This window comes from uncultured Modestobacter sp., from assembly GCF_947486615.1.
Taxonomy (GTDB): domain Bacteria; phylum Actinomycetota; class Actinomycetes; order Mycobacteriales; family Geodermatophilaceae; genus Modestobacter.
On record NZ_CANKUD010000003.1, the window covers coordinates 278,144 to 293,931 of the forward strand.

At 74.4% G+C, this 15,788-nt stretch carries 14 protein-coding genes, 1 pseudogene and 1 riboswitch; of the genes and pseudogenes, 6 read left to right on the forward strand and 9 right to left on the reverse strand.

Annotation, left to right across the window (positions count from 1 at the left end):
- Positions 1-60: 60 nt before the first annotated feature.
- On the reverse strand, positions 61-1,503 hold the full coding sequence (locus Q1A09_RS07555) for a glycine hydroxymethyltransferase (protein WP_299953145.1): 1,443 nt from the start codon (positions 1,501-1,503) through the stop codon (positions 61-63).
- An 18-nt stretch (positions 1,504-1,521) separates the two neighbouring features.
- Positions 1,522-1,604, reverse strand: a riboswitch (ZMP/ZTP riboswitch).
- A gap of 73 nt (positions 1,605-1,677) precedes the next feature.
- Here Q1A09_RS07555 and Q1A09_RS07560 point away from each other — a divergent pair.
- Positions 1,678-1,968: a hypothetical protein gene (locus tag Q1A09_RS07560; protein WP_299953147.1), complete on the forward strand. Its 291-nt coding sequence runs from the start codon at positions 1,678-1,680 to the stop codon at positions 1,966-1,968.
- 45 nt (positions 1,969-2,013) lie between these two features.
- Here Q1A09_RS07560 and Q1A09_RS07565 read toward each other — a convergent pair whose 3' ends face one another.
- The 3 genes from Q1A09_RS07565 to Q1A09_RS07575 form a co-directional block, all read right to left on the reverse strand.
- On the reverse strand, positions 2,014-3,402 hold the full coding sequence (locus tag Q1A09_RS07565; protein WP_299953149.1) for a metallopeptidase TldD-related protein: 1,389 nt from the start codon (positions 3,400-3,402) through the stop codon (positions 2,014-2,016).
- The gene (locus Q1A09_RS07570; RefSeq protein ID WP_299953152.1) at positions 3,399-4,910 is read right to left on the reverse strand and encodes a TldD/PmbA family protein; all 1,512 of its coding nucleotides are present in this window, start codon (positions 4,908-4,910) and stop codon (positions 3,399-3,401) included. Before Q1A09_RS07570 ends, Q1A09_RS07565 begins: the two co-directional genes overlap by 4 nt.
- Positions 4,911-4,991: 81 nt before the next feature.
- A complete protein-coding gene (locus tag Q1A09_RS07575; protein ID WP_299953154.1) occupies positions 4,992-5,330 on the reverse strand; it encodes a UBP-type zinc finger domain-containing protein in 339 nt (112 codons plus the stop codon).
- A 163-nt stretch (positions 5,331-5,493) separates the two neighbouring features.
- On the opposite strand from Q1A09_RS07575, the gene Q1A09_RS07580 reads away from it, so the two are divergent.
- Together Q1A09_RS07580 and Q1A09_RS07585 are read left to right on the forward strand one after the other, a co-directional pair.
- Positions 5,494-6,300, forward strand: a complete 807-nt coding sequence (locus Q1A09_RS07580; protein WP_299953156.1) for an MBL fold metallo-hydrolase — start codon at positions 5,494-5,496, stop codon at positions 6,298-6,300.
- A 170-nt stretch (positions 6,301-6,470) separates the two neighbouring features.
- Positions 6,471-6,650, forward strand: a pseudogene (locus Q1A09_RS07585) (cupin domain-containing protein); the annotation flags it as partial.
- An 81-nt stretch (positions 6,651-6,731) separates the two neighbouring features.
- On the opposite strand, the gene Q1A09_RS07590 reads toward Q1A09_RS07585, so the two are convergent.
- Positions 6,732-8,024: an amidohydrolase family protein gene (locus Q1A09_RS07590; RefSeq protein ID WP_299953158.1), complete on the reverse strand. Its 1,293-nt coding sequence runs from the start codon at positions 8,022-8,024 to the stop codon at positions 6,732-6,734.
- Between the two features lie 71 nt (positions 8,025-8,095).
- Here Q1A09_RS07590 and Q1A09_RS07595 point away from each other — a divergent pair, with 71 nt between their 5' ends.
- Genes Q1A09_RS07595 through Q1A09_RS07605 form a run of 3 tightly spaced genes read left to right on the forward strand, consistent with a single transcriptional unit; the run spans position 8,096 to position 10,118 of the window.
- The gene (locus tag Q1A09_RS07595; RefSeq protein ID WP_299953160.1) at positions 8,096-8,818 is read left to right on the forward strand and encodes a DedA family protein; all 723 of its coding nucleotides are present in this window, start codon (positions 8,096-8,098) and stop codon (positions 8,816-8,818) included.
- Positions 8,815-9,495 carry an HAD family hydrolase gene (locus Q1A09_RS07600; protein WP_299953162.1) on the forward strand — a complete coding sequence of 227 codons (681 nt, stop codon included), beginning with the start codon at positions 8,815-8,817 and terminating at the stop codon, positions 9,493-9,495. The genes Q1A09_RS07595 and Q1A09_RS07600 overlap by 4 nt, the downstream gene beginning before the upstream one ends.
- The gene (locus Q1A09_RS07605) at positions 9,492-10,118 is read left to right on the forward strand and encodes an alpha/beta family hydrolase (protein ID WP_299953164.1); all 627 of its coding nucleotides are present in this window, start codon (positions 9,492-9,494) and stop codon (positions 10,116-10,118) included. Before Q1A09_RS07600 ends, Q1A09_RS07605 begins: the two co-directional genes overlap by 4 nt.
- Positions 10,119-10,221: 103 nt before the next feature.
- On the opposite strand, the gene Q1A09_RS07610 is transcribed toward Q1A09_RS07605, so the two are convergent.
- The 4 genes from Q1A09_RS07610 to Q1A09_RS07625 form a co-directional block, all read right to left on the reverse strand.
- Positions 10,222-11,502, reverse strand: coding sequence for an SRPBCC family protein (locus Q1A09_RS07610; protein ID WP_299953165.1), 1,281 nt, complete (start codon positions 11,500-11,502; stop codon positions 10,222-10,224).
- Between the two features lie 210 nt (positions 11,503-11,712).
- A complete protein-coding gene (locus Q1A09_RS07615) occupies positions 11,713-12,570 on the reverse strand; it encodes a xanthine dehydrogenase family protein subunit M (RefSeq protein ID WP_299953167.1) in 858 nt (285 codons plus the stop codon).
- Positions 12,571-12,598: 28 nt separating this feature from the next.
- A complete protein-coding gene (locus Q1A09_RS07620) occupies positions 12,599-15,094 on the reverse strand; it encodes a xanthine dehydrogenase family protein molybdopterin-binding subunit (RefSeq protein WP_299953170.1) in 2,496 nt (831 codons plus the stop codon).
- A complete protein-coding gene (locus Q1A09_RS07625; RefSeq protein WP_299953172.1) occupies positions 15,091-15,645 on the reverse strand; it encodes a (2Fe-2S)-binding protein in 555 nt (184 codons plus the stop codon). Before Q1A09_RS07625 ends, Q1A09_RS07620 begins: the two co-directional genes overlap by 4 nt.
- Positions 15,646-15,788 lie beyond the last annotated feature (143 nt).

The window sequence follows — 15,788 nt, forward strand, 5'->3', positions numbered from 1 at the left end:
CGCCGGTCACACCCGCCCCGCAGGCCCCTGGGGCACCGCCCGCCCCCGCCGTGCGGCGGGTCAGCCGCGTCCGGCCAGGTCCAGGGCCACGTCCGGGTACAGCGGGTGGGCGTCGACCAGCTCGGTCGCCCGGGCCCGCACCCGCTCGGCCACCGCGGCGTCCAGCTGGTAGCGGACCTTCGAGTCGCCGTCCGGGCGGGTGGCGGTGAGGACGTCGACCAGCAGGTCGCCGACCTCGGCCAGCTCGCTCTCCCGCAGGCCCCGGGTGGTCAGCGCCGGGGTGCCCAGCCGGATGCCGCTGGTGTACCAGGGCCCGTTCGGGTCGGCCGGCACGGAGTTGCGGTTGGTGACCAGGCCGGCGTCCAGCAGGGCCGCCTCCGCCTGCCGGCCGGTCAGGCCGAAGCCGCCGACGTCCACGAGCACCAGGTGGTTGTCGGTGCCGCCGGTGACCAGCCGGGCCCCGCGGCGCAGCAGCTGGTCGGCCAGCGCCCGGGCGTTGGCCACGATCTGCTCGGCGTAGCCGGCGAACTCCGGACGGCGCGCCTCGGCCAGCGCCACCGCCTTGGCGGCCATCACCTGCGGCAGCGGGCCGCCGAGCACCATCGGGCAGCCCCGGTCGACCGAGGGCGCGTACTCCTCGGTGCAGAGCACCATGCCGCCGCGCGGTCCGCGCAGCGACTTGTGCGTCGTGGTGGTGACGACGTCGGCGTGCGGCACCGGGTCGAAGTCGCCGGTGAGCACCTTCCCGGCGACCAGCCCGGCGAAGTGCGCCATGTCCACCAGCAGGGTGGCGCCCACCTCGTCGGCGATCTCCCGCATGGCGGCGAAGTCGACCCGGCGCGGGTAGGCCGAGTAACCGGCGACCAGCACCAGCGGCCGGAACTCCCGGGCCCGCTCGCGCAGCGCGGCGTAGTCGATCAGCCCGGTGGCCGGGTCGGTGCCGTAGCTGGACTGCTCGAACATCTTGCCGGAGATGTTGGGCCGGAACCCGTGGGTGAGGTGCCCGCCGGCGTCCAGGCTCATGCCGAGCATCCGCTGGTCGCCCAGCGCCCGCCGCAGCCGCGCCCAGTCGGCGTCGGTGAGCGCGTCGACGTTCTTCACCCCCGCCTCGGCCAGCGCCGGCGTCTCCACCCGGTGGGCGAGGATCGACCAGAAGGCGACCAGGTTGGCGTCGATGCCCGAGTGCGGCTGCACGTAGGCGTGGTCGGCGCCGAACAGCTCGCGGGCGTGCTCGGCGGCCAGCCGCTCGACGGTGTCGACGTTCTGGCAGGCGGCGTAGAACCGGCGTCCGGGGGTGCCCTCGGCGTACTTGTCGCTGAACCAGTTGCCCATCGCGAGCAGCACGGCCGGCGAGGCGTAGTTCTCGCTGGCGATGAGCTTGAGGCTCGAGCGCTGGTCGGCGAGCTCCTGCCCGATGGCCTCGGCGACCCGGGGCTCGACCTGGGAGATGACGTCCAGGGCGTTGGCGAAGGCGGCGGTCTCGCGGGTGACGGTGCTGGTCACAGGGGTCTCCTCGATCTCGGCGGGAGCCCAGGCGCGCGGCGGTTCTGCGGAGCCGCTCCCCGGTGGTGGCCCACCTGTCAGCGCCAGTCACGGCCCGGGCAGAGGGTAGCCGCCGGCCGGCGACCTGGACGGAGGATGGGTCCGGCCTCCAGCGGGTAGGGGCGGCGCATGTCCATGAGCGCACCGTTCGACCCGGTCCAGCCCAGCAACGACGACCAGGGCATCCCCGCCGCGGACGCCGGCCAGGGAGCCCCGCCGCCCGCCGAGGGGTTCGGCATCGGCGGGGAGGAGCCCGACGCCCCCGAGCGGGACGGCGACACCGCCGGCGCCGCACCGCAGGGCGACACCCCGTTCCAGACCCCGGATCCCGACGAGGTCGGGCCCGAGGCGACCGGCAACCCCGTCGACCCGGCGGTGGCCACGAACTCCCCGGACCCCGGGCAGACCGGCCGCGACCAGCGCTGACCCTGCGGCTCGGCCGGGCGCCCACCAGGGCGCCCCGGCCGACGCTCAGCTGGCCGGGCTGACCGAGCTCATGTTGAAGTCGGGCACCCGGAGCATCGGCATCGCGGTGCGGGTGAACCAGTCGTTCCACTCCCGCGGCAGGGTCCGCTCGGTGCGGCTGGCCTCGGTGGCCCGGCCCAGCAGGTCGACCGGCGACTCGTTGAACCGGAAGTTGTTCACCGCGCCGGTCACCTCGCCGTTCTCCACCAGGAAGACGCCGTCCCGGGTGAGGCCGGTGACCAGCAGGGTCTGCGGGTCGACCTCCCGGATGTACCAGAGCGTGGTCAGCAGCAGCCCGCGCTCGGTGCGAGCGATCATCTCCGCCTGGGTGGCGGTGGCGTTCGGGTCCTCGAGCACCAGGTTGTCCAGCGCGGCCGTCGCCGGTGCGGTCGTCTTCAGCGCCCAGGCCCGCGGCCGGATCAGGTTGGTGAGCACGCCCCCGGAGATCCAGTCGACGGCGGGGGTGGCCATGCCGTTGTCGAACACCGAGGCGCTGCCCGACGAACCGCCGACCACCTGGAACGGCGAGGTCTCCAGCCCGGGCGCGTGCGGGTCGCTGCGCAGGGTCAGCGGCAGCTGGGCCAGCCGCTCGCCGATCCGGTTGCCGCCGCCGGCCTTGGCGTAGACGCTGCGGCCCTCGTCGGCGTCCCGGGCCTCCATCGACCAGTAGGCGACGATCATCAGGTCGCTGACCGTGGACGGCGGCAGCAGCGTCTCGTACCGCCCGGCCGGCAGGTCGATGCGGCGGGCCGACCAGGCCATCTTCTGCTGCACCTCGGCGGCCAGGTCGGCCACCGAGACGTCGGTGAAGTCGCGGGTGCCGACGCCGGCCCAGACCGAACGGCCGAAGTCGGTGCTCTTGCCGTTGAGCTCGACCCGGCCGGTGGGCTGGTCGTGCCGCAGCCGCAGCCCGGTGGACGTGCCCAGCCAGGTGGTGGCCAGCTGGTGCTCGGCGAAGCCGAACAGCAGCTCGTCGCGGCCGCGCGCGGCGCCGAATGCCTCGCCCAGGGCGGGCGAGAAGTCGCGGAAGACGTCGATCGAGGTGGTCGCGGCCGGCGCGTCCCAGTCACCGGAGCCCGGCGGCGCCTCGCTGATCAGCGGCACCGAGTCCTCGGCCGGACCGGCGTCCCGGGCAGCCCGCTCGCTGGCAGCGACCAGCTCGGCGATGTCCGGGGTGCCGGTGCGGGCGACGGTGCCGCTGGCCATGCCCGCGCCGCCGTCGACGAAGGAGATCACGACCACCTGCCGCGAGCGCATCGCGCCGTTGGTGGTCAGGCTGTTGCTCGCCCAGCGGAGGTTGGCCTCCGAGCTGTCGGTCACGTAGACGACTGCGCCGTCGGCCTGCGACGCCGCCAGCGCCTGCTCGACGATCTCCTGCGGGGACATGGCGCTCATCGCCCACCCTCCTGCTTCGTGTTGAGGATGGTCGTGTTCTCGAACAGCGCGGTCGGGCAGCCGTGGCTGACCGGGGCCACCTGACCGGGCTGGGCCTTGCCGCAGTTGAACGCGCCGCCGAGCACGTGGGTCTGCGGGCCACCGACCGCGGTCATCGAGCCCCAGAAGTCCGTGGTCGTCGCCTGGTAGGCAACGTCCCGGAGCTGGCCGGCCAGCTTTCCGCCCTCGATCTTGTAGAACCGCTGACCGGTGAACTGGAAGTTGTAGCGCTGCATGTCGATCGACCAGCTGTTGTCGCCGACGACGTAGACGCCGCGTTCGACCCCGCCGATGATCTCCTCGGTCGAGGGGCCGTCGGGTACCGGCTGCAGGGAGACGTTCGCCATCCGCTGCACCGGCACGTGGGCCGCGGAGTCGGCGAAGGCGCAGCCGTTGGAGCGCTCCATCCCGCGCAGCCGGGCCATGTTCCGGTCGACCTGGTAGCCGACCAGCACGCCGTCGCGGATGAGGTCCCACTGCTGGCCGGCGACGCCCTCGTCGTCCCAGCCGACCGTGGACAGGCCGTGCTCGGCGGTGCGGTCGCCGGTGACGTTCATCAGCGGTGAGCCGTACTGGAGCGAGTTCAGCTTGTCGACGGTGGCGAAGGAGGTACCGGCGTACGCGGCCTCGTAGCCCAGCGCGCGGTCGAGCTCGGTGGCGTGGCCGATCGACTCGTGGATGGTCAGCCACAGGTTCGAGGGGTCGACGACCAGGTCGTAGCGCCCGGGGTCGACCGAGGGCGCCTTGACCTTCTCGCGCAGCAGCTCGGGCAGCTCGGCCAGCTCAGCGCGCCAGTCCCACCCGGTGCCGGTCAGGTACTCCCAGCCGCGGCCCACCGGCGGGGCCAGCGTGCGCATCGACTCGAAGCTCCCGGTGGCGCGGTCGACGGTGAGCGCGGTGAACTCGGGGTTGACCCGCACCCGCTGCTGCCGGGTGCGCGTGCCGGCCGTGTCGGCGTAGAACTTCTGCTCCTTGACCTGCATGACGCTGGTCTGCACGTGCTCGACGCCGTCGGCGGCCAGCAGCCGCTCGGAGAGCTCGGTCAGCAGCGCCGTCTTCTCCGCGTCCGGGACGGCGAACGGGTCGACGTCGTAGGCCGACACCCACTCCCCGTCGTACGCCGGCTCGGGGGCCAGCTCGACGCGGTCGGTGTTCATCGCCGCCGAGACCCGGGCGACGGCGACGGCCTCCTCGGCCAGCCGCACCGCCTCGGCCGCGGTCAGGACGACGCCGGCGGCGAACCCCCACGTGCCCTCGTGCACCACCCGGACGGCGAGGCCGAGGTCCTCCCCGTCGGCGAGGGCCTCCAGCCGGGCGTCGCGCAGCCGCACGGTCTGGGTGCGGATCCGCTCGACCCGCAGGTCGGCGTGCTCGCAGCCCAGGTCGACCGCGCGGGTCAGCGCCGCGTCGGCCAGCGCCGACAGCGGCAGGGCGAGGAAGGACTCGTCGACGGAACGGGGCTGTGCCACGGGTGCGTGTCTACCAGGCCCCTCCGACACGGCGCACCGGAGTTCCTGAGCCGGGCTACAGATCTGCGGACCCGGACGGCGTCAGTGCAGGTGCCGCTGCCAGTCGGCCGGAACCCGTCCGGCGGGGCCCGGCACCGGCTGGCCGGCCGGCCGGGAGTGCGGCGGGGCGAGCGCCGGTCCGGCGCCGAACTGCGCGGCGCCGTAGTCCCAGAACCAGTCCTCGCCCGGCTCGTAGCTCTGCGCTATGCGGTGGCCGGTGTCGGCGGCGTGGTGCGACGCGTGCTGGGACGGCGAGGAGTCGCAGCACCCGACCTGCCCGCAGGCGGCGCAGCGGCGCAGGTGCAGCCACCAGCTGCCGCTGCGGTCGCACTCGAGGCACCCGGCGCCGCTCGGCGGCACGGTCGGGTCGATCTGGTCCATCGGGGCTCCTCGGGTCCGGCGTCCGGGCGCGGTGATCGTGCCCCGCCACGGGCCACCAGGGCAACGCCGCCGCTGGGCAGTTCCTGCTGTCCCGGAGCGCCGGACGACGACGCGCGCACACCGGCCGGTTGCGGACGTCCGCCCGAGGGGTAACCCGGCCGGCATGACCGCACCCGGGGACGACGACGTCACGCTCACCTTCGGCGGCACCGCCACCACGCTGCTGCGGATCGGGCCGTTCACCCTGCTGACCGACCCGAACTTCCTGCACCGCGGCCAGTGGGCGCACCTGGGCTACGGGCTGCGCAGCCGGCGGCTGACCGACCCGGCGCTGGTGCCGGCGCAGCTGCCGGCGCTGGACGCCGTGCTGCTCAGCCACATGCACGGCGACCACTGGGACCGGGTGGCCACGAAGGCGCTGCCGAAGGAGACCCCGGTGGTGACCACCCCGGAGGCCGCCGGCTGCCTGGCGAAGCGGGGCTTCACCGCGACGGCGGACCTGCGGGCCTGGCAGACCCACGAGCTCACCCGGGGCACCGACACGCTGCGGGTCACCAGCGTCCCGGGCGTGCACGGTCCCGGCCCCCTGGCCCGGCTGCTGCCCCAGGTGATGGGCAGCGTGCTGGAACTGGTCCGCGGCGGGCAGGTGACCTGGCGTGGCTACGTCAGTGGCGACACCCTGTTCCGCCCGGTGCTCGGCGAGGTGCTGCAGCGCTGCGGGCCGCTCGACGCGATGGTCCCGCACCTGGGTGGCACGAAGGTCGCCGGCATCACGGTGACCATGGACGCCCGGCAGGGCGCGGACCTGGTCGAGCTGCTCACGCCCCCGGTGACCGTGCCGGTGCACTACGACGACTACGGCCTGTTCAAGGACCCGCTGGGGAACTTCGTCGCCGAGGTGGCCGCCCGCCGGGCGCCGGGCGAGATCCGCACCGTCGGCCGCGGTCAGACGGTCTCGCTGCGCGCCTGATCCATCCCGGGGACGACCCGCCGAGCTGGGCAGATCACCCCGGAGGCCGGAACAGCACCGACGTCGACCTAGAGACCTGGGACGACCCGGTGCGCGGGCAGGTCTCCTTCCGGGTCCTCATCAGCCGGGACCGGACGCCGACCGCCGCGCTGTACACCGGCCTCACCGAGATGGCGCCCGGCGGCTGGCTGGGCCGGCACCGGCACACCGCGACCGAGGTCTACCACCTGATCGAGGGCACCGGCGTCGTCGTCCTCGACGGGGAGGAGCACCCGGTGACCGCGGGGTCGGCGGTGTTCATCCCGGGCGACGTGGAGCACGGCATCCGCAACACCGGTGAGGGTCCGCTGCGGTTCGTCTACGCCTTCCCCACCGACTCCTTCGAGGACGTGCGCTACCGGTTCACCGACGAGGGGTGGCCCACGCGGGGCTCAGCGGCCGGCCAGCCGCATGGCCCGGGTCTGTACGTCGGCGCGCAGTTCGGCCTCGTCGACCGTGGTCGACACCCCGTCGGCCACGACCCGCCGTCCGGCGACCCAGGTGTCCCGGACGTGCCGGGAGCCCACCGACCAGACCAGGTGGGTGAGCAGGTCGGTGACGTCACCGACCGGGACGAAGGCGATGTCCTCGGTGTCCACGTGCACCAGGTCCGCCCGCCGCCCGGCGCTCAGCTGGCCGAGGTCGTCCCGGCCGATCGCCGCGGCTGCCCCGCCGGTGGCCAACCAGAACGCCTCCGGCGCGGTGAGCGCGGTGGCGTCCCGCTCGCGCAGCCGGGCCAGCTGGGCGGCCAGCCGCAGGTCCTCGAAGAGGTCCAGGTTGTCGTTGGACGCCGGCCCGTCGGTGCCCATGCCGACCCGGATGCCCAGGTCGAGCATGTCCCGCAGCCGGGCGGTGCCGCTGGCCAGCTTGGTGTTGCTGCCCGGGCAGTGCGCCACGGCGACGTCGTACTCGCGCCACAGCTCGAGGTCGCCGTCGTCCATGTGCACGCAGTGGGCGCCCAGCACCCGGCCGCCGAGCACGTCGTGCGCGGCCAGCAGCTGCGGCACGCTCTGCCCGTGCTGGGCCAGCAGGTCGGCGCCCTCGGTGGCGGTCTCCGCGACGTGGGTGGTCAGCAGCATGTCGTGCTCGCGGGCCACCTCGGCAGCCTGGGTGAGCACCGGCAGCGGCACGGTGTAGGCCGAGTGCGGGCCGATCCCCCACTCGACCTGGTCGTCGCCGGTGCCGGCGGAGGCGGCGGCCCGGGCCAGCTGCTCGTCGAAGCTGCCGAACCCGGGCAGCCCGATCAGCGCGTGGGTGATCAGGCCGCGGGCCCCGGTGCGCCGCACCGCGGCGGCCATCCGCTCGGGGTGGAAGTACATCTCCACGCTGGTGGTCACCCCGTGCCGCAGCATCTCCGCCGAGGCCGCGGTCATCGCCACCTCGACGTCCTCGGGGGTGAGCCGGGCCTCCCGCGGCCACATGACCTCATTGAGCCAGCGGTCCAGCGGCAGCCCCTCGCCCTGGCCGCGGAACAGCACCATCGGCGCGTGCGAGTGGGTGTTGACCATGCCCGGCGTCAGGACCCCCGGCAGGGCGGTGACCTCGGCGTCCGGGGCCTCCGGCGCCTCCGCGGCCGGGCCGACCCAGGTGATCAGGCCGTCCTCGACGTCCAACACGGCATCGGGGACGACGGTGCCGGCGCGGTCCCCGACCACGACGGCTCGGGCGGTGAAGCGGTGCGCCATGGCTGCAGACCCTACGGTCGGCCCGGCCCGGCAGCAGCACGGCGCACAGCCTGCGCCGTTACCGTGTGGGCATGTCCGTCCTCGCCGCTGCCGCGTCCGACGAAGGCGGGATCACCGGTTTCCTGCTCGACCTCATCGAGAGGCTGGGCGCGTTCGGCGTCGGGCTGACGATCCTCATCGAGACGGTCATCCCGCCGATCCCGAGCGAGGCCGTGCTCGGGGCCGCGGGGGTGCTGATCAACGACGGCCGGATGTCGATCGTCCCGGTGATCATCTGGGCCACGGTCGGCTCGGTGGCCGGCGCCACGATCCTCTACTGGGTGGGCCGGCTGCTCGGTCCCCGCCGCTCGCACGCCTTCCTCGACCGGTTGCCTCTGGTGGAGACCGCCGACGTCGACCGCTCCTTCGAGTGGTTCGCCCGGCACGGGCGGGGCGCGGTGTTCTTCGGCCGGATGGTGCCGATCGTGCGCAGCTTCGTCTCCGTGCCCGCCGGCGTGGTGAAGATGCCGTTCTGGCAGTTCTTGCTGTTCACCGCCGGTGGCAGCCTGATCTGGAACTGCCTGCTCATCGGGCTGGGGGTGGCCGCCGGTGACTTCGTGCAGGCCAACCTGCACTACCTGGACTACGCGGTGGTCGCCGTCGTGGTCGGCGCGGTGGCCTGGTTCGTCTACAAGAAGGTGACCGGGCGGTACCGCCGTCCGGCGCAGGCGGGCCAGCACCTCCCGATGGAGCACGGGGACCTGGAGCACGGGGACCTGCAGCGCGAGGACCTGGAGCACGAGGACCGGGCGTGACCGCCGGGCGCACTCGGCCGGACGTCGTCGCCTTCGACGTCAACGAGACGCTGCTCGACATCGCCCCCGTCGGTGCGGCCCTGACCGAGCAGGGCAGCTCGGCCGACCAGCTGCCGGCGGTCTTCTCCCGGGCGCTGCTGACCGGCTTCGCCGGCGCGGCGGTCGGTGCCTGGTTCCCCTTCCGGGCCGCGTTCGAGGCCTCGGTCGCGCAGGTGACCGGGCTGCCGTCGGACGCCTGTTCCCGGGTGGCCGACGCGTTCATGGAGCTGTCCCCGCACCCGGACGTCGAGCCCGCGTTCCGCCGGCTGACCGACGCCGGCGTGCGCATCGTGACGCTGAGCCACGGGTCGCCCGGGGTGGCCGAGGCGGGGCTGACCCGCGGTGGGCTCACCGCACTGGTCGAGCGGACGCTCACCTCCGAGTCGATCCGCGCCTGGAAGCCCGGCCGGGAGGCCTACCTCTGGGCGGCCGGGGTCTGCGGCGTGGCGCCGGAGCAGATGGCGATGGTGGCGGCGCACTCGTGGGACGTGCTCGGCGCCGGCCGCGCCGGACTGACCACCGGCTTCACCTCCGGCCGCTCGGAGCAGGTGTTCGCCGAGGTCTACGACCCGCCGCACGTGCAGGGCAGCTCGCTGGTCGAGGTGGTCGAGGCGCTGCTCGCGCTGCCCCCGGCGTGACCACCCGCGACGTCCCCACCCCGCACGGCCCCGCCCGGGTGCACCGCACCGAGCCGGACGGCGCCCCGCGCGGCACGCTGCTGCTGGGCCACGGCGCCGGTGCCGGCAGCGACAGCGCCGACCTGCTGGCCGTCGCGGACGCCGCCTGCGCGGCCGGCTGGGCGGTCCTGCGGGTCGACCAGCCGTGGGTGGTGGCCGGCCGGCGGATCGCTCCCGCTCCGGCCCGGCTGGACGAGGGATGGACGGCGGTGGTCACCCAGCTGCGCGCCGCCGGTGGACTCACCGGACCGGTGGTCGTCGGCGGCCGCAGCGCGGGGGCCCGGGTGGCCTGCCGCACCGCCGCCGCGCTCGGCGCCGCCGGGGTGCTGGCGCTGGCCTTCCCGCTGCACCCGCCGGGGAAGCCGGAGAAGAGCCGGGCCGCCGAGCTGGCGCAGGTCGACGTCCCGCTGCTGGTGGTGCAGGGCGGGACCGATGCGTTCGGGCGGCCGGCCGAGGTCGAGGCTGCGCTCGCCGGCCACCCGGGGCAGGTACAGGCAGTTCCCGGCGACCACGGCCTGAAGAAGGACCCGGGCGCCGTCGCCACCGCCGCCGTCGACTGGCTGGGCACCCGCCTCGCGACCTGATCGCGGGGCGTCCTCCCGCACCGACGACTGTCCCCCTGCACCAACGCTGGGGCAGGGGGACAGCCGGTGATCAAGTCACCTGATCGACGTCAGGGCGCGCGGGTCAGTGCTTGCGGCGGCGGCGCACCAGGAGGGCGATCAGCAGCGCGAGGACGGTGACCCCGGCGGCCGGGGCCGCGTACCGGGTCAGCGCGGCAGAACCGGCCACCTCGAGCAGGTCGATCGGCTCGGGCTCGGCCGCCTGCGGGCGCGGGCCGGACGACGGGGTGCTCTTGGCCGGGCCACCGCCCGCGGGGCGGTTCGGCGGGGCGGTGGTGCGCGCCGGCGGGCGGCTCGGGGCCTTCTTGGCGGGGGCGCCGACCGAGGCGTCCGGTGCCGTGGTCGACGCGGGCTCGGCGCTGATCTCCTGGTCCTCCACCGTGCCGGTGCCGGAGAACGGCGCGGCGCCGGTGGCCGCGGGCGCGGTGTCCTCGGCCGCGGGGGCGGCGTCACCGTCGGCGGGCGCGGCCGAGGTGGCGGCCGGTGCACCCTTGGCCGGCGGGGTCAGCGGGTCGGGCACCCGGGCGGTGGTCGCCGTGGCCGGCGTCGACTTGGCGGGCGCGGCCTTGGCGGGCGCGGCCTTGGCCGGTGCCGCCTTCGCCGGGGCGCTCTTGGCGGGCGCCGCCTTCTTGGCCGCCTTGGCCGGGGTGGCGGCCTGCTCGGCGTCCGCGGCCTTGTCCGCAGCCGCGGCGGCGGTCTTCTTCGCCGCGGAGCCGGCCTTCTTCGCGGCCCCGGCCGCCGGGGTGTCGGCGGCCGCGCCCTCGACGGACATGGCGGCCTCCTCCACGACGCCCGCGGTCGTCGCGGCGGCCTTGGCGGCCGCTGCGGTGGCCTTCTTCGCCACCGTCGGCTCCTGCGAGCCCGCGGCCGCGGCGGCCCGGGCGGCGTCGCCCTGGGCATCGCCGCTGGCCAGCTGGGCGGAGAGCTTGTCGGCGAACTGGCCGAGCAGCTTGTTGCCCACGTCGGTCATCACGCCGCGGCCGAACTGGGCCGGGCGGCCGGTGATGTTCAGGTCGGTCAGGACGTCGACGCGGGTGGTGTCGCCCTCGGCGGCCAGCGTCGCGGTGATCACCGCCGCCGCCGTGCCGTTGCCGCGCTGGTCCTTGCCGCGGGCGTCGATGACGGCGCGGTGCGCGGCCTCGTCCTTCTCCACGAACTCGGCCTTGCCCTGATAGGTCAGGTTGATCGGGCCGAGCTTGACCTTGACCCGGCCGGTGAACTCGTCGCCGGTCACCGAGTCCAGGGCCGCCCCGGGCATGCAGGGCGCGATGCGCTCGATGTCCAGCAGCACCCGCCAGGCCTCGTCGATGGGCACCGGGACGGTGAACGCGTTCTCCAGCTGCACTGCAGGACCTCCGAGTGTGGACAGCCCGGGCGGGAGGCGACGAGTCGGCGACAGCCCGTCCGGGTCGTGCGGTGATCACGGGCGAGACGGCGACGCTACCGCGCCGCGCCGCGCCCGTTGCCGACATCCGATCACGACCGGCGGCCCGGCGCAGGTGGGAGGCCGTCGGCGCGCCGGACCGGTCGTGACGGACCGGTCCGGCGCGCCCTGTCACAAGCCGGCCGCGGCCGCCACCGCCCGCCGGGTGAGCACCTGCGCCAGGTGCTGCCGGTAGTCGGCCTGCGCGTTGAGGTCGTTGCTGGGGCTGGTGCCCTCGGCCGCCTGGGCGGCCGCCGCGGTCACCGTCTCCATGCTCACGTCCACCCCGACCAGCGCCGCCTCGGTGGCGCTGGCCCGCAGCGGGGTCGGCCCCATGTTGGTCAGCCCGATCCGCGCCTCCGCGATCCGGCCGCCCTCCCGGCGCACCGCGGCCGCCACCGCCACGATCGACCACGCCTGGGCCACCCGGTTGAACTTCTCGTACCGGACGCCCCAGTCCTCGCCGAGCTTGGGCAGCCGGATCTCCACCAGCAGCTCCCCCTCCTCCAGCACGGTGGTGAGGTAGTCGACGAAGAAGTCGGCCGCCGCGACGGTCCGCCGCCCGCCCGACCCGGCGATGACGAACTCGGCGTCCAGGGCCAGTGCCACCGCCGGCAGGTCACCGGCCGGGTCGGCGTGGGCCAGCGCGCCGCCGAAGGTGCCGCGGCGGCGCACCTGCCGGTCGGCCACCGTCTCGGTCGCCTGCACCACCAGCTGCCCGTACCGGGCCAGCAGCGGGTCGGTGAGCACGTCGGCGTGGGTGGTCATCGCGCCCACCACCAGCTGGTCGCCCTCCTCCCGGACGCCGCGCAGCCCCTCGACGCGGGTCAGGTCGACGACGGTCTCCGGCGCGGCCAGCCGCAGCCGCATGACCGGGATCAGCGACTGCCCGCCGGCGAGGACCTTCACGTCCTCACCGCCGTCGGCGATCGCCTGCAGCGCCTCCTCCACCGTGGTCGGGCGGGCGTAGGCGAACGGTGCGGGGATCATGGCTTCGCTCCAAGGTCGGTCCGGCGGGTCACAGGTGGCTCCCGTTCGACGACGGGTCGGTGGACGCAGCGGCGGCCTCCGCGGCGGAGGCGCCCTGGGCGTTGCTGCCCGCGGCGGCCCGGTCGCCGCCGTCCCCGCCCTGGTGCACGGCCCGCCAGACCCGTTCGGGGGTCAGCGGCATCCGGATGTCGCTGACGCCCAGGTGCCGGACGGCGTCGAGCGCGGCGTTCACCACCGCCGGGGTGCTGGCGATGCAGCCGGCCTCCCCCACGCCCTTGGCGCCCAGCGGGTTGCTGGTCGCCGCGTGCACGGTGTTGCCGGTGTCGAAGTGCGGCAGGTCGGAGGCGGCGGGCACCAGGTAGTCGACGAAGCTGCCGGTGGTCAGGTTGCCGTCGGCGTCGTAGATCGCCTCCTCGTACAGCGCCTGCGCGATGCCCTGGGCCAGGCCGCCGTGCACCTGCCCCTCCACGATCAGCGGGTTGACGATCGTGCCGACGTCGTCCACGCAGGCGTACTTGCGGATCTTCACGAAGCCGGTCTCGGTGTCGACCTCCATCGCGCAGATGTGCGTGCCGTGCGGGAAGGAGAAGTTCTCCGGGTCGAAGGTGGCCTCGGCGTCGATCGAGGGCTCGATGCCCTCCGGGTAGTCGTGGGCGGCGAAGATCGCCAGGGCGACCTCTTGGATGCCGACCCCGGCGCCCGGCGTCCCGCGGACGGTGAACTTCCCGCCGGTGAACTCCAGGTCGTCCTCGCTGGCCTCGAGCAGGTGAGCAGCGATCACCCGGGCCTTCTGCACGACCTTCTCCGCGGCCTTGACCACGGCGGTGCCGCCGACGACCAGCGACCGGGAGCCGTAGGTGTCCAGCCCGCGTGAGGAGATGGCGGTGTCGCCGTGCAGCACCTCGACGTCCTCGAAGGGCACGCCCAGCTGGTCGGCGACGATCTGGCTCCAGGCCGTCTCGTGGCCCTGCCCGTGCGGCGTCGAGCCGGTCACGACCTCGACCTTGCCGGTGGGCAGCATCCGGATCGAGGCCTGCTCCCAGCCGCCGGCGCCGAACGCCAGCGAGCCCAGCACCCGGGACGGCGCCAGCCCGCACATCTCGGTGAAGGTGGAGAAGCCGATGCCCAGCTGGACCGGGTCGCCCGACTCGCGTCGCCGCCGCTGCTCGGCGCGCAGCTCGTCGTAGCCGATCAGCTGCAGCGCCTGCTCGGTGGCCTGGTGGTAGTCCCCGGAGTCGTACTCCAGGCCCGCCACGGTGGTGAAGGGGAACTCCTCGGCGCCGATCCAGTTCTTCCGGCGCAGCTCGAGCGGGTCCATGTCCAGCTCGACGGCGAGCTCGTCCATGATCCGCTCGATCGCGAAGGTGGCCTCGGGCCGGCCGGCGCCGCGGTAGGCGTCGGTGGGCACCTTGTTGGTGAAGACGCCGTCGCACTCGAACCGGTAGGCCGGGAACTTGTAGATGCCGGGGAACATGAACGCCCCCAGCGCCGGCACGCCCGGGGTGATCAGCCGCAGGTAGGCGCCCATGTCGGCCAGCAGCCGCACCCGCAGACCGCGAACCGTGCCGTCCCGATCGGCGGCGATGTCGATGAACTGCACCTGGTCGCGGCCGTGGTGGGCGGTCATCAGCGACTCGCTGCGGGTCTCGGTCCACTTGACCGGCTTGCCCAGCCGCCGGGCGATCAGCAGGCAGAGGATCTCCTCCGGGTTGACCTGCAGCTTGCCGCCGAACCCGCCGCCGACGTCGGGGGCGATCACCCGCAGCTTGTGCTCGGGGATGCCGGTGACCATGGCGGCCATCACCCGCAGGATGTGCGGGATCTGGGTGGCCGACCACATCGTGTAGCTGTCCCCGGAGGGCTGGACGACGACCGACCGGGGCTCCATGAACGCCGGGATGAGCCGCTGCTGCACGAACCGCCGGCTGACGGTGACCTCGGCGTCGGCGAAGGCACCGTCGGTGTCGGCCCCGGTGCCGGCCTCGCCTGCGTCGAAGACGAAGTGGTAGCTGGTGTTCGAGCTGGTGGAGTCGTGCACGAGCGGCGAGCCGTCCTGCACCGCCTGCTCCATGTCCAGCACCACCGGCAGCGGCTCGTAGTCGACGTCGATGGCCTCCAGGGCGTCGGCGGCGGCCGTGCGGCTGCGGGCGACGACGATCGCGACCGCCTCGCCGACGTGGTTGACCTGGTCGACGGCGATCGAGGGGTGGCCGGGGTTGACCATGTCCGGGGTGACCGGCCAGGCGCAGGGCAGCGAGCCCTGCTCCTCGGCGAGGTCGCGACCGGTGTAGACGGCGACGACGCCTCCCCGCTCCTTCGCGGCGCTCACGTCCAGGTGGGTGATCCGGCCGTGCGCGACCGGGCTGCGCAGCACCGCCAGGTGCAGCATCCCGGGCAGCACCATGTTGTCGGTCCACGTCGTCCTGCCGGTGATCAGCCGGGCGTCCTCCTTGCGGCGGCGCGCCTGGCCGACCTCCTTCGCCGGGGCGTCGACCGGGGCGGCCGGGTCCTCGACGGCGGTCACGCCTGCACCGCCACGTGCTCGGCGGCCGCGGTGTCCACGGCGGCGGGCTCGGCCTTCGGGTCGTCGGCGGCCGTGCCGCTCATCTCGGCCGCGGCCTGACGCACCGCCCGGACGATGTTCTGGTAGCCGGTGCAGCGGCAGAGGTTGCCCTCGATGCCCTCCCGGACCTCCTCGTCGCTGGGGTCGGGGTTCTCCTCGAGCAGGTCGATCGAGGCCATGATCATGCCGGGCGTGCAGAAGCCGCACTGCAGGCCGTGCATCTCGTGGAAGGCCCGCTGCACCGGGTGCAGGGTGGCGGTCGGGCCCTCGCCGGTGGCGACGCCCTCGATGGTGGTGACCTGGCAGCCGTCGGCCTGGACGGCGAGCACCGTGCACGACTTCACCGCGTGGCCGTCCAGGTGGACGGTGCAGGCGCCGCAGTTGCTCGTGTCGCAGCCGACGACCGTGCCGACCTTGCCGAGCTGCTCCCTCAGGTAGTGGACCAGCAGGGTCCGGGGTTCGACGTCGTCCTGGTAGGACGCCCCGTCGACCCGCACGTTGATCTGGGTCACCGAGTCCTCCGCTCCGTTGCAGGGCAGGTGTGGCCGGGGTCACCCGGCCTCGGCGTGAGTGTGTCAGCGGACACACTCCGCACGCCATACCGAGCCGGACGACGACCGAGGGCCGGGGACGCGACTGCGCCCCCGGCCCTCGT

What these genes read in the sequence shown, in the direction of transcription:
- Q1A09_RS07615 (WP_299953167.1), bottom strand. Translation starts at nt 12,570, where the DNA reads ATGATCCCCGCACCGTTCGCCTACGCCCGCCCGACCACGGTGGAGGAG.
- Q1A09_RS07575 (WP_299953154.1), bottom strand. Translation starts at nt 5,330, where the DNA reads ATGGACCAGATCGACCCGACCGTGCCGCCGAGCGGCGCCGGGTGCCTC.
- Q1A09_RS07565 (WP_299953149.1), bottom strand. Translation starts at nt 3,402, where the DNA reads ATGAGCGCCATGTCCCCGCAGGAGATCGTCGAGCAGGCGCTGGCGGCG.
- Q1A09_RS07595 (WP_299953160.1), top strand. Translation starts at nt 8,096, where the DNA reads ATGTCCGTCCTCGCCGCTGCCGCGTCCGACGAAGGCGGGATCACCGGT.
- Q1A09_RS07590 (WP_299953158.1), bottom strand. Translation starts at nt 8,024, where the DNA reads ATGGCGCACCGCTTCACCGCCCGAGCCGTCGTGGTCGGGGACCGCGCC.
- Q1A09_RS07560 (WP_299953147.1), top strand. Translation starts at nt 1,678, where the DNA reads ATGAGCGCACCGTTCGACCCGGTCCAGCCCAGCAACGACGACCAGGGC.
- Q1A09_RS07580 (WP_299953156.1), top strand. Translation starts at nt 5,494, where the DNA reads ATGACCGCACCCGGGGACGACGACGTCACGCTCACCTTCGGCGGCACC.